The 12,596-nt window shown below is 65.8% G+C and carries 10 protein-coding genes; 5 read left to right on the top strand and 5 right to left on the bottom strand.

Annotated features, from left to right (window positions below; translation table 11 throughout):
- The coding region (locus tag G3N94_RS26975) for a multicopper oxidase family protein (protein ID WP_205795583.1) at positions 1 to 1,374 on the top strand (1,374 nt) is incomplete at its 5' end.
- Between the two features lie 182 nt (positions 1,375 to 1,556).
- Here the strand turns inward: G3N94_RS26975 and G3N94_RS26970 are convergent.
- Complete coding sequence (locus G3N94_RS26970; protein ID WP_004196460.1) at positions 1,557 to 1,760, bottom strand: cold-shock protein; 204 nt, start codon at positions 1,758 to 1,760, stop codon at positions 1,557 to 1,559.
- Between the two features lie 541 nt (positions 1,761 to 2,301).
- Between G3N94_RS26970 and clpS the strand changes: the two genes are divergently transcribed.
- The 4 genes from clpS to G3N94_RS26950 all read left to right on the top strand — a co-directional run bounded on the left by clpS (position 2,302) and on the right by G3N94_RS26950 (position 7,332).
- The gene (gene clpS / locus G3N94_RS26965; RefSeq protein WP_124597824.1) at positions 2,302 to 2,616 is read left to right on the top strand and encodes an ATP-dependent Clp protease adapter ClpS; all 315 of its coding nucleotides are present in this window, start codon (positions 2,302 to 2,304) and stop codon (positions 2,614 to 2,616) included.
- Complete coding sequence (gene clpA / locus G3N94_RS26960; RefSeq protein ID WP_205795582.1) at positions 2,613 to 4,913, top strand: ATP-dependent Clp protease ATP-binding subunit ClpA; 2,301 nt, start codon at positions 2,613 to 2,615, stop codon at positions 4,911 to 4,913. Before clpS ends, clpA begins: the two co-directional genes overlap by 4 nt.
- A gap of 102 nt (positions 4,914 to 5,015) precedes the next feature.
- Positions 5,016 to 6,395, top strand: a complete 1,380-nt coding sequence (locus tag G3N94_RS26955) for an amino acid permease (protein ID WP_205795581.1) — start codon at positions 5,016 to 5,018, stop codon at positions 6,393 to 6,395.
- A 166-nt stretch (positions 6,396 to 6,561) separates the two neighbouring features.
- Positions 6,562 to 7,332: a hypothetical protein gene (locus G3N94_RS26950; protein ID WP_205795580.1), complete on the top strand. Its 771-nt coding sequence runs from the start codon at positions 6,562 to 6,564 to the stop codon at positions 7,330 to 7,332.
- A gap of 102 nt (positions 7,333 to 7,434) precedes the next feature.
- Here the strand turns inward: G3N94_RS26950 and dut are convergent, their stop codons facing one another.
- From dut to ileS, 4 genes are all read right to left on the bottom strand, one after another.
- Positions 7,435 to 7,881, bottom strand: coding sequence for a dUTP diphosphatase (gene dut / locus G3N94_RS26945; RefSeq protein ID WP_124597820.1), 447 nt, complete (start codon positions 7,879 to 7,881; stop codon positions 7,435 to 7,437).
- Positions 7,882 to 7,940: 59 nt separating this feature from the next.
- Positions 7,941 to 9,152, bottom strand: coding sequence for a bifunctional phosphopantothenoylcysteine decarboxylase/phosphopantothenate--cysteine ligase CoaBC (coaBC, locus tag G3N94_RS26940; RefSeq protein WP_205795579.1), 1,212 nt, complete (start codon positions 9,150 to 9,152; stop codon positions 7,941 to 7,943).
- A gap of 69 nt (positions 9,153 to 9,221) precedes the next feature.
- Complete coding sequence (gene lspA / locus G3N94_RS26935; protein WP_205795578.1) at positions 9,222 to 9,722, bottom strand: signal peptidase II; 501 nt, start codon at positions 9,720 to 9,722, stop codon at positions 9,222 to 9,224.
- Positions 9,723 to 9,724: 2 nt separating this feature from the next.
- Positions 9,725 to 12,562 (bottom strand): isoleucine--tRNA ligase, encoded by a 2,838-nt coding sequence (ileS, locus tag G3N94_RS26930; protein ID WP_205795577.1) that lies wholly within the window; start codon positions 12,560 to 12,562, stop codon positions 9,725 to 9,727.
- Positions 12,563 to 12,596 lie beyond the last annotated feature (34 nt).

The following is a 12,596-nucleotide window of genomic DNA, read 5'->3' as shown; positions in this document are numbered from 1 at the left end:
TCATCGCTGCGCACGCTCGCGAACGAGAGCCGCGAGCCGGGAACGTTCCGCGCGACGCTCGTTGCGCAGCCGGTTGCGCGCCCGCTGCTGCACGGCGCACGCCCGACGACGTTCTGGCAGTTCGGGGCGGGCACGCAGGGCCCGGTTGTCGGACCGCTGATCGACGTCCGCGAAGGCGACACGGTCGAGATCCGCTTCGTGAACCGGCTGCCGCAGCCGTCGACGATTCACTGGCACGGGCTGCCGGTGCCGCCCGAGCAGGACGGCAACCCGTCCGACCCGATCGCGCCGGGCGCGTCGCGCGTCTATCGCTTCACGTTGCCGAAGGGAAGCGCGGGCACGTACTGGTATCACCCGCATCCGCACATGATGACGGCCGAGCAGGTATTTCGCGGGCTGGCGGGGCCGTTCGTCGTGCGTGCGGCCGACGATCCGCTCGCCGGCTGGCCGGAGCGGAACCTGTTCGTGTCCGATCTGAAGCTGGCGCGCGACGGCACGATCGTGCCGAACGACATGATGGACTGGATGAATGGCCGGGAAGGGCAGTTCGTGCTGGTCAACGGCGCGCGCAGGCCGCGCATCGACGTCGCCGGTGACGAGCGCTGGCGCGTGTGGAACGCATGCAGCGCGCGCTATCTGCGGCTCGCGTTCGACGACGGGCGCGCATTCGAGCAGGCCGGCACCGACGGCGGGCTGCTCGACGCGCCGCGCCACGTCACGTCGCTGCTGCTCGCGCCGGGCGAGCGCGCGGAACTGCTGGTGCGCGCCGGCGACCGCGCATCACGCGCGGTGTTGCAGGAGGCCGAATACGACCGGCACAAGATGGCGATGTCCGACGACGGCCACGGCAGCCTGCGGCCGGATCCGGCATTGCCGCTCGCCGACGTCGCGTTCGCGCCGTCCGCCGCACGCGCGCTGCCGGCGACGCTGCGCGCGGTGCCGGCGCTCGGCGAGCCGGTCGCGCGCAAGGAGCTCGCGTTCGGCGAAGAAATGGACATGGATGCGATGATGGGATCGTCCGCGCACGGGCGTCCGGCCGGCATGCGCTTCACGATCAATGGCGATACATACGCACCGCACCGTGCGACCTTGACGAGCCGCGTGGGCGACGTCGAGCACTGGGCGATCCGCAACGATACCGACATGGATCACCCGTTCCACCTGCACGGCTCGCAGTTCCAGGTGATCGAGCGTGCGTCGAACGGCACCCGCACGCCGGAACCGTTCCGCGCATGGCGCGATACAGTGAACGTGCGGACCGGCGAGACCGTGACGATCGCCACCCGGCAAGACATGCGCGGCGAGCGCATGTTTCACTGCCATATCCTCGAGCACGAGGATCTCGGCATGATGGGTACGCTGAAGGTCGTGTGACGTGTCGCGGGCGTGTCGCCAGCGTTGGCGTCGTGTCGGATGCGCGAACGCGATCTGCAAGTCCTGCACGACAATCGCCCGACGGGCGACATGATTAGGCGAGCGGGGCGGCCAATCGAAAGCCGGCCACAAAAAAGAAACCCGGCGTCTAGCCGGGTCCCCTCGTCCGAAATCCGATGCCCTTAGGCAGCCTGGATGTTCGAAGCTTGCTTGCCTTTCGGTCCTTGCACGACCTCGAAGCTGACCTTCTGGCCTTCCTTCAGGGTCTTGAAGCCCTGCATGTTGATGGCCGAGAAGTGTGCAAACAGATCCTCACCGCCCTCGTCGGGAGTGATGAAACCGAAGCCCTTCGCGTCATTGAACCATTTGACAATACCAGTTGCCATACCTACTTCCCCTGTCACACAGTCGCTACCTACCACGAGCACGCTCGAAAAGCTAAACGACCGGAAAACACAGCCGTTCCCCCCTCACAGCTCACCTCGGCCTTTCCCGATTTGCCGTTCAGACAAATTGAAAAAAGTGCCAGCTTGATTGTTGGCGCTCTTTATTGGAGTGTCAAGAAAATTTTTAGACGTATAGGGGGACGTTGTAAAGAACCCATTTTCAGGGTTTTTCCGGCTTTGCTTTGCAGCATGCGGCCAAGCGCGCGCACTTGAAAAGTCGCATAATCGGCTCATATACCAGGCTCGAGTGACACGCGTTCGAGCCGTCCCGGCTTGTGGGATACTGGATGCGGACGCGACGTTCCGGTGCGATTCTCCGAAACGATTCGTGTCGCGCGCCACGCGTGAAAGCCGGCACCGCAGCCGGCTTTCGTATGGCATGCGAGAAATCGCGTGTTTCCGGGAATCCGGGGAGGGCACCGGCCAGTCGGTCGGGTTATGGCAGGATTGCGGGCCTGTCCGAGTTGTTTAGAATGGGTGTATGGCGATTATCCCGGACAAGCAGGACAGTACCGTCCTGGAACGCAAGGAGCAGAAGCTGAAGCCGCCTTCGATGTACAAGGTGGTGCTGCTCAATGACGACTTCACGCCGATGGAATTCGTCGTGATGGTCGTGCAGGAGTATTTCAGGAAGGATCGCGAGACGGCCACGCAGATCATGCTGAAGGTCCATCGCGAAGGGCGAGGGGTTTGTGGGGTCTATACGCGGGACATCGCGTCGACCAAGGTTGAGCAAGTCGTTACCCATGCGCGGCAGGCCGGGCATCCGCTGCAGTGCGTGATGGAGGAAGCATGATTGCCCAGGAATTGGAAGTCAGCCTGCACATGGCGTTCATGGAAGCACGCCAGGCGCGCCATGAGTTCATAACGGTCGAGCATCTGCTGCTGGCCCTGCTGGATAATCCGACGGCGGCCGAGGTGTTGCGCGCGTGCGCGGCAAACATCGAGGACCTGCGTCAGAACCTGCGCAATTTCATCCACGACAATACGCCCACCGTCCCGGGCACCGACGACGTCGATACGCAACCGACGCTCGGGTTCCAGCGCGTGATCCAGCGCGCGATCATGCACGTCCAGTCGACGTCGAACGGCAAGAAGGAAGTCACGGGCGCGAACGTGCTCGTCGCGATCTTCGGCGAGAAGGATTCGCACGCGGTGTACTACCTGCAGCAGCAGGGCGTCACGCGTCTCGACGTCGTGAACTTCATCTCGCACGGCATCGCGAAGACGAACAGCGGCGAGGCCGCGAAGGCGAGCGACGCGAACAGCGAGAGCGAAGACGCGAACGCGCAGAAGGAAACCCCGCTCGCGCAGTTCACGCAGAACCTGAACCAGATGGCGAAGGACGGCCGCATCGATCCGCTGATCGGGCGCGAGTCCGAAGTCGAGCGCGTCGTGCAGGTGCTGTGCCGTCGCCGCAAGAACAATCCGCTGCTCGTCGGCGAGGCCGGCGTCGGCAAGACCGCGATCGCCGAAGGCCTCGCGTACCGCATCACGCGTGGCGAAGTGCCGGATATCCTCGCGAACGCGCAGGTCTATTCGCTCGACATGGGCGCGCTGCTCGCGGGGACCAAGTACCGCGGCGATTTCGAGCAGCGCCTGAAGACGGTGCTGAAGGAACTGAAGGAGCGCCCGCACGCGATCCTGTTCATCGACGAGATCCACACGCTGATCGGCGCGGGCGCCGCGTCGGGCGGCACGCTCGATGCGTCGAACCTGCTGAAGCCGGCGCTGTCGTCGGGCACGCTCAAGTGCATTGGAGCTACGACGTTCACCGAGTATCGCGGCATCTTCGAGAAGGACGCGGCACTGTCGCGGCGCTTCCAGAAGATCGACGTGACCGAGCCGACCGTCGAGCAGACGGTCGCGATCCTGCGCGGCCTGAAGTCGAGGTTCGAGGAGCACCACGGCGTCAAGTATTCGTCGGGCGCGCTGTCGGCCGCGGCCGAACTGTCGGCGCGCTTCATTACCGACCGTCACCTGCCGGACAAGGCGATCGACGTGATCGACGAGGCGGGCGCCGCACAGCGGATCCTGCCGAAGTCGAAGCAGAAGAAGACGATCGGCAAGAGCGAGATCGAGGAAATCATCGCGAAGATCGCGCGTGTGCCGGCGCAAAGCGTGTCGCAGGACGACCGCAGCAAGCTGCAGACGCTCGACCGTGACCTGAAGAGCGTCGTGTTCGGCCAGGATCCGGCGATCGACGCGCTGGCCGCATCGATCAAGATGGCGCGCGCGGGCCTCGGCAAGATGGACAAGCCTATCGGCGCGTTCCTGTTCTCCGGCCCGACCGGCGTCGGCAAGACCGAAGTGGCGCGCCAGCTCGCGTTCACGCTCGGCATCGAGCTGATCCGCTTCGACATGTCGGAGTACATGGAGCGTCACGCAGTGAGCCGGCTGATCGGCGCGCCGCCGGGCTACGTCGGGTTCGACCAGGGTGGCCTGCTGACCGAAGCCGTCACGAAAAAGCCGCACTGCGTGCTGCTGCTCGACGAAATCGAGAAGGCCCATCCGGACATCTTCAACGTGCTGCTGCAGGTGATGGACCACGGCACGCTGACGGACAACAACGGCCGCAAGGCGGATTTCCGCAACGTGATCATCATCATGACGACGAACGCGGGCGCCGAGTCGATGCAGAAGGCGACGATCGGTTTCACGACGCGCCGCGAAACCGGCGACGAGATGGCCGACATCAAGCGCCTGTTCACGCCGGAGTTCCGCAACCGTCTCGACTCGATCATCAGCTTCCGCTCGCTCGATGAGGAAATCATCATGCGCGTGGTCGACAAGTTCCTGATCCAGCTCGAGGAACAGCTGCACGAGAAGAAGGTCGACGCGCTGTTCACCGACGCGTTGCGCAAGCATCTCGCGAAGCACGGCTTCGACCCGCTGATGGGCGCGCGGCCGATGCAGCGGCTGATCCAGGACACGATCCGTCGCGCGCTCGCCGACGAGCTGCTGTTCGGCAAGCTGGTGAACGGCGGTCACGTGACGGTCGACGTCGACGAAAGCGACAAGGTGCAGCTGTCGTTCGACAAGCTCGCGAACCCGCCGCACAAGCCGAACGAGGAAGCGGTCGAAGTCGAGTAAGCGATAATCGTAGTTTCATGCCAACGGCGCGGGAAGTCTTCCGCGCCGTTTCATTTTATCTGGCGCCGGTGGCGCGAGCGTGGGTGCAGGGGAGTAAAGGGAGTGTCACAACTACAACGGACGTTCGACAGCATCGTCGAACGCGAACAAGGCTTGCGCCACGCATTGTCGTCGGGGCAGATGGCGATGATTGCGATCGGCGGTGCGATCGGCACGGGGCTGTTCCTCGGCAGCGGCTTCGCGATCGGGCTCGCGGGCCCGAGCGTGCTGATCTCGTATGCGATCGGCGCGCTGATCGCGCTGCTGCTGATGGGCGCGCTCGCGGAGATGACCGTCGCGCATCCGACTGCCGGGTCGTTCGGCGCCTATGCGGAGCACTACGTCGGGCCGCTCGCCGGCTTTCTCGTGCGCTATGCGTACTGGTTCGCGGTGGTCTTCGCGATCGGCACCGAGATCAGCGCGATCGCGGTGTTCATGAAGTACTGGTTCCCGACGGTGCCGGGCTGGTACTGGGTGGTCGGCTTCTCGGCGCTGCTGATCGCCGTCAACATGGCGAGCGTCACGCTGTACGGCTCGGTCGAGTATGCGTTCTCGATGCTGAAGATCGCGGCGATCATCGTGTTCGTCGTGCTCGGCGCCTATATCGTCTGGTCGGCGCCGGCGGCGTCCGGCATCGGCTTCGCGAACTACACCGCGCACGGCGGCTTCCTGCCGAAAGGGCCGTGGGGCACGTGGGTTGCGGTGATCGTCGCGATCTTCAGCTACATGAGCATCGAAGCCGTCGCGATCGCGGCGGGCGAGGCGCGCGACCCGGAACATGCGGTCACGCGCGCGTTCCGCTCGACCGTGTTCCGGCTCGTGCTGTTCTACCTGCTGACGCTCGCGCTGATGCTCGCGATCGTGCCGTGGACCCAGGCCGGCACCGACGAAAGCCCGTTCGTGAAGGTGATGGCCGCGACGCACGTGCCGTATGCGGCCGGCGTGATCAATTTCGTCGTGCTGATTGCTGCGCTATCGGCGATGAACAGCCAGCTCTACGTGACGACGCGGATGATGTTCAGCCTGTCGCGCGCGCGCCTCGCGCCGGCGGTGTTCGGCCGGCTCGGCGCAAACGGCGTGCCGCGCGCGGCGCTGTGGGTGTCGACGAGCGGCGTCGCGGTCGCGGCCGTGCTGGTCGCGCTGTCGCCGGACACCGCATTCACCGTGATGATGGCGATCGCGATGTTCGGCGCGCTGTTCACGTGGATGATGATCTTCGTCACGCATCTGCGCTTTCGGCGCAATTATCGCGGCCCCGCGCTCGCGTTCCGGATGTGGTGGCATCCGTTCGGCAGCCTGCTCGGCGCCGGCCTGCTCGCCGCGATCCTCGTGACGACCGCGTTCACGCGCGAATTCCGGATGACGATGGCGGTCGGCGTCGTGTTCGTCGTGCTGCTCACGCTTGCGTACGCGCTGCATTACCGGCACCAGCACGCGCGCTGACCGCGGCCGAGCGGCGCGGCGCACGTTCTGCCCGTTCGCGTTCCGACCCCGCGCGCGATGCCGGATGCTAAGGCGGCGTTAAGCCTGCGTTGATTACCATTCGATCCGTCTGCAACGTGATGCGGTGCGCACCGCGTTGCCACGTATTTCTGCATGAGAGGTTCGAATGAAAAAGTTACCCGAAATCACGCTGGCGTTCTGGATCATGAAGATCTGCGCGACCACGCTCGGTGAAACCGGCGGCGACCTGCTGTCGATGACGCTGAACGTCGGTTACGCGGTGAGCTCGATCCTGCTGTTCGGTTTCTTCCTCGTCACGCTCGGCACACAGCTGAAGACGACGCGCTATCGCCCGGCGATCTACTGGGCGGTGATCGTCGCGACCAGCACGGCCGGCACGACGATGTCCGATTTCATGGATCGCACGCTCGGCCTCGGCTATGCGGCCGGTTCGTCGATCCTCGTCGCGATCCTGCTGGGGATCTTCGCGGTGTGGCGTTTGAGCGGCGAGTCGCTGTCCGTCGACGAGATCCGCACGCGCAAGGTCGAGATGTTGTACTGGATCGCGATCCTGTTCTCGAACACGCTCGGCACGGCGCTCGGCGATTTTCTCGCGGACAGCTCGGGCCTCGGCTTTGCAGGCGGCGCGCTGCTGATCGGCGGGCTGCTCGTGGTGATCGTGCTCGCGCATTACTTCACGAGGATCTCGGGCGTGTTGCTGTTCTGGGCTGCGTTCGTGCTCACGCGTCCGTTTGGCGCGACCGTCGGCGATCTGCTGACGAAGCCGGTCGCGAAGGGCGGCCTCGCACTCGGCACGATCGGCTCGTCGGCGGTGCTGTTGAGCGTGCTGGTGGCGCTGGTCGTCTACGCGACGCTCGCGCAGCGGCGGCAGCCTGCGCCGGCGGTCGTGCGGATCGCGCAGACGGTCGAAGAGTGACGGTGAAGGGCTGAATAGTTGAAGGGCGACGCGAGTGCGTCGCCCCGGATCGCTGACGAACCCCTCGTTTTCCGGAACGAGGGGTTTTGTCTTTTTTTTCGTTCAGTGACGGCCGGTGCTGCCGAAGCCGCCCGCGCCGCGATCGCTTTCGGCGAAGTCGTCGACGATGTTGAACTGCGCCTGCACGACCGGCACGATCACGAGCTGCGCGAGGCGCTCGAACGGGTTCAGCACGAACTCCGTCTGGCCGCGGTTCCACGTCGAGATCATCAACTGGCCCTGGTAGTCGGAGTCGATCAGGCCGACCAGGTTGCCGAGCACGATGCCATGCTTGTGGCCGAGGCCCGAGCGCGGCAGGATCAGCGCCGCGTAGCCGGGATCGGCGAGGTGGATCGCGAGGCCGGTCGGCACGAGCGTGGTCTCGCCCGGCTTCAGCGTCAGCGGCGCGTCGAGGCATGCGCGCAGGTCGAGGCCGGCGCTGCCGGTCGTCGCATAGGCGGGCAGGTAGTCGCGCATGCGCGCGTCGAGGATCTTCAGGTCGAGTTTCATTCGGGTGTCGATGGGGTGAAAGCGCGCGGCGGCAGCGCGGGCCGCTGCCGCGCGCAAGGTCAGATCAGGCGGTTGTCGGGCAGGCGCTTCGCGATTTCGTCGACGAGCACGTGCGCGAGTTCGTCCTTCGGCGCGCGCGGCAGGCGCGTGATGCCGGACGCTTCGAACAGCACGACTTCATTGTCGTCGCGGCCGAACGTCTGCGGGCCGAGATTGCCGACGAGCAGCGGCACGTTCTTGCGCTTGCGCTTCTCGTCGCCGTGCACGTCGAGATCGCCGCTTTCCGCGGCGAAGCCGACGCAGAACGGCGGATCGGGCAGGGCCGCGACCGATGCGAGGATGTCCGGGTTCTCGACGAATGCGAGCGCGGGCATCTTGCGGTCGGCAGTCTTCTTCATCTTGTGCTCGGCCGGTTGCGCGACGCGCCAGTCGGCGACGGCCGCGACCGCGATGAAGATGTCGGCGTCGGCCACCGCGTGCATCACCGCGTCATACATTTGTTGCGCGGTCTGCACGTCCTGGCGATAGACGCCCCACGGTGTATCCAGCGCGACCGGGCCCGCGACCAGATGCACGTCCGCGCCGGCCTGCTGCGCGGCGCGCGCGAGCGCGAAGCCCATCTTGCCGCTCGACCGGTTGGTCAGGCCGCGCACGGGGTCGAGCGGCTCGAACGTCGGGCCGGCCGTGATCAGCACGCGGCGGTGCGACAGCCGCTTCGGCTGGAAGTGCGACACGATCGCCTCGTAGATCGCTTCCGGCTCGAGCATGCGCCCGTCGCCGACTTCGCCGCAGGCCTGCGCGCCCGAATCGGGGCCGAGCACCGACACGCCGTCGGCGCGCAGCTGCGCGACGTTGCGTTGCGTGGCCGGGTTCTGCCACATCTGGCGGTTCATCGCAGGCACGACGAGCAGCGGGCAATCACGCGCGACGCACAGCGTCGACAGCAGGTCATCGGCGAAACCGTGCGCGAGCTTCGCGAGGAAGTCGGTCGACGCGGGCGCGATCACGATCGCGTCAGCCTCGCGCGACAGGTCGATGTGCGCCATGTTGTTGTCGACGCGCGGGTCCCACTGGCTCGTGTAGACGGGGCGCCCGGACAACGCCTGCATCGTGACGGGCGTGATGAACTGGGTGGCGGCCTCCGTCATCGCGACCTGCACGGTCGCGCCGGCCTTGGTGAGCAGGCGGGTGAGTTCGGCGATCTTGTAGCAGGCGATGCCGCCCGTCAGGCCGAGGACAAGGTGTTTTCCTGCGAGTTCTGCGTGTGCCAACTCGGGCCTCCGAAGGGGTCGATCAAGACGGCCGGCGCGCGGTCGACCGTCGACGCAGAGTATGCGCGCTTAGCGCGTGCCGCGCACGCGACGCAGTTCGTCGTAGATCAGCAGCACGGCGCCCACCGTGATCGCGGAATCGGCGAGGTTGAACGCCGGGAAGTGCCACGCGCCGACGTGGAAATCGAGAAAGTCGATCACGTGGCCGTAGACGAGCCGGTCGATCACGTTGCCGAGCGCGCCGCCGAGGATCAGCGCGAGCGACAGGCTGAACAGGCGCTGCTGGCCGTGGCGCTTCAGCAGGTAGCAGATCACGAGCGTCGCGCCGATGCCGAGCGCGGTGAATGCCCAGCGCTGCCAGCCGCCCGCCGCCGCGAGAAAGCCGAACGCGGCGCCGCGGTTGTAGACGAGCACGAGATTGAAGAACGACGTGAGCGCGTGCTGCGCGCCATACGCGAAGGTCTTCAGGATCGCGATCTTCGTCAGCTGATCGAACAGGATGACGATCAGCGAAATGCCGAGCCACGGCGCGAGCGCGCCGCTTGCCGGTTTCGACAGGGTTTTCGCCATATTTACGCAGCGCTCCGGGTTTCGCCGTTTTCAAACAGGTTCGAGAAGCAGCGGCCGCACAGCGTCGGGTGATCGGCGTGTGCGCCGACATCGTCGCGGTAGTGCCAGCAGCGTTCGCACTTCTGGTATTTCGACGCGGCCACGTCGACGCCTTCCTGCGCTTCGTCGTCGACCTTGACGACCGTCGCGGCCGACGTGATCAGCACGAACTTCAGGTCGTCCGCGAGACTCGTCAGCGCGTCGTAGCGTGCGCCGCTCGCTTGCACCGTGACTTCCGCCTGCAGCGACGAGCCGATGCGGTTCGCGGTGCGCGCTTCCTCGAGCGCCTTCGTGACGTTGCCGCGCACGTCGCGCAACAGCGTCCACTTCGCGATCAGCGCATCGGCGCCGGCGACGTCCGGATACGCGTAGTACGTTTCCGTGAGGATCGTGTCGCTGGCCGGCTGGAACACCTTCCACGCTTCCTCGGCCGTGAACGACAGGAACGGCGCGAGCACGCGCAGCAGGCCTTGCGTGAGGTGATGGAGCGCCGTCTGCGCGGAGCGGCGGGCCTTCGAATCCGGCGCGCTCGTGTACAGGCGGTCCTTCAGCACGTCGAGGTAGAAGCCGCCGAGATCTTCCGAGCAGTACGTCTGCAGCTTCGCGACGATCGGGTGGAACTCGTACTTCTCGTAGTGCGCGAGCAGCTCGGTCTGCAGCTGCGCGGAGAACGCGACCGCGTAGCGGTCGATCTCGAGCCACTCGCCGACCGGCAACGCGTGCTGCGCGTAGTCGAAGTCGGACAGGTTCGCGAGCAGGAAGCGCAGCGTGTTGCGGATGCGGCGATAGCCTTCCGTCACGCGCTTCAGGATCTCTTCGGAGATCGCGAGCTCGCCCGAGTAGTCGGTCGACGCGATCCACAGGCGGATGATTTCCGCGCCGAGGCGGTTCGCGACTTCATGCGGATCGATGCCGTTGCCGAGCGACTTGCTCATCTTGCGGCCTTCGCCGTCGACCGTGAAGCCGTGCGTGAGCAGGCCCTTGTACGGCGCGCAGCCGTCGAGCATCGACGCGGTCAGCAGCGACGAGTGGAACCAGCCGCGGTGCTGGTCCGAGCCTTCGAGATACAGGTCGGCCGGGAACTGCAGGTCGTCGTTGTGCGAGCCGCGCAGCACGTGCCAGTGCGTCGTGCCCGAATCGAACCACACGTCGAGCGTGTCGCGGTTCTTCTCGTACATGTTCGCGTCGTCGCCGATCAGCTCGCGCGGATCGAGCGACTGCCAGGCCTCGATGCCCGACTGCTCGACGCGCTTCGCGACTTCTTCCAGCAGCTCCAGCGTGCGCGGATGCAGCTCGCCGGTTTCCTTGTGCACGAAGAACGCCATCGGCACGCCCCACTGGCGCTGGCGCGACAGCGTCCAGTCCGGACGGTTCTCGATCATGCTGTGCAGGCGCTGCTTGCCCCACGACGGGTAGAACGCGGTCGCGTCGACACCTGCGAGCGCGGTTTCGCGCAGCGTCGCGCCGCCGTCGCGCGGCGTCACGTCCATGCCGGCGAACCACTGCGACGTCGCGCGGTAGATGATCGGCGTCTTGTGACGCCAGCAGTGCATGTAGCTGTGCGTGTACTTCTCGTTGCGCAGCAGCGTGCCGGCCGCGTTCAGCGCGTCGACGACCTTCGGGTTCGCGTCCCAGATCGACAGCCCGCCGAACAGCGGCAGCGATTCGATGTAGCGGCCGTCGCCCATCACCGGGTTGATGATGTCCGAGTCGGTCATCCCGTGCGACTTGCAGGACACGAAGTCCTCGACGCCGTACGCGGGCGACGAGTGCACGACGCCGGTGCCGGTGTCGGTCGTCACGTAGTCGCCGAGATAGACGGGCGACGTGCGCTTGTAGCCGGGGTGGGCCGCCGCGAGCGGGTGGTTGAAGCGCAGGTTGACGAGGTTCTCGCCGCGCGTCGTCGCGACGACGCTGCCGGTCAGCTTGAAATCTTCCATGCACGCGGCGACGCGCTCTTCCGCGATGATCAGCAGCCCGCGCTCGGTGTCGACGAGTGCGTAGACGATCTCCGGATGCAGGTTCAGCGCCTGGTTCGCCGGGATCGTCCACGGCGTGGTAGTCCAGATCACGATGCCGCCGTCGGCGCGCGGCAGCGCCGGCAGGCCGAACGCCTGCGCGGTTTTTTCCGGCTCCGCGAACGGGAACATCACGTCGATCGTCGGGTCGGTGCGGTCCTTGTACTCGACTTCCGCCTCGGCGAGCGCCGAGCCGCAGTCGAAGCACCAGTTCACCGGCTTCAGGCCGCGATAGACGAAGCCCTTCTCGATGATCTTGCCGAGCGCGCGGATCTCGCCGGCCTCGTTCGCGAAGTTCATCGTCTTGTACGGGTTCGCCCAGTCGCCCAGCACGCCGAGCCGCTTGAAGCCGAGCTTCTGCTTCTCGATCTGCTCGGTCGCGTACGCGCGCGCCTTGGTCATCACTTCGGCCGCCGGCAGCGACTTGCCGAACTGCTTCTCGATCTGGATCTCGATCGGCATCCCGTGGCAATCCCAGCCCGGCACGTACGGCGCGTCGAAGCCCGCCATGTTGCGCGACTTGACGACGATGTCCTTCAGGATCTTGTTCACCGCGTGGCCGAGGTGGATGTCGCCGTTCGCATACGGCGGGCCGTCATGCAGGATGAACTTCGGCCGGCCCTTGCTGGCCGCGCGGATCTTCTCGTAGAGGCCGCGCTCTTCCCATTCCTTGACCCACTGCGGCTCGCGCTTCGGCAGGTCGCCGCGCATCGGGAACGGCGTGTCGAGCAGGTTGACCGGATACTTGGCCTGCGGTTTCGAATCGGCTTTCTTGTTGCTCATGATGAGATCGCTATCAAATCGGGGGACGCTCGTG

This window comes from Burkholderia sp. Ac-20353 (genome assembly GCF_017104785.1).
Classification (GTDB): domain Bacteria; phylum Pseudomonadota; class Gammaproteobacteria; order Burkholderiales; family Burkholderiaceae; genus Burkholderia.
The sequence above is the reverse complement of the archived record's forward strand: the minus strand, read 5'-3'. Positions and strand labels throughout refer to the sequence as shown.

Excerpts from the sequence above, each read along its gene's own strand:
- dut (WP_124597820.1), bottom strand. The coding sequence starts at position 7,881 with ATGAAACTCGACCTGAAGATCCTCGACGCGCGCATGCGCGACTACCTG.
- ileS (WP_205795577.1), bottom strand. The coding sequence starts at position 12,562 with ATGAGCAACAAGAAAGCCGATTCGAAACCGCAGGCCAAGTATCCGGTC.
- clpA (WP_205795582.1), top strand. The coding sequence starts at position 2,613 with ATGATTGCCCAGGAATTGGAAGTCAGCCTGCACATGGCGTTCATGGAA.
- G3N94_RS26950 (WP_205795580.1), top strand. The coding sequence starts at position 6,562 with ATGAAAAAGTTACCCGAAATCACGCTGGCGTTCTGGATCATGAAGATC.
- clpS (WP_124597824.1), top strand. The coding sequence starts at position 2,302 with ATGGCGATTATCCCGGACAAGCAGGACAGTACCGTCCTGGAACGCAAG.
- lspA (WP_205795578.1), bottom strand. The coding sequence starts at position 9,722 with ATGGCGAAAACCCTGTCGAAACCGGCAAGCGGCGCGCTCGCGCCGTGG.
- G3N94_RS26970 (WP_004196460.1), bottom strand. The coding sequence starts at position 1,760 with ATGGCAACTGGTATTGTCAAATGGTTCAATGACGCGAAGGGCTTCGGT.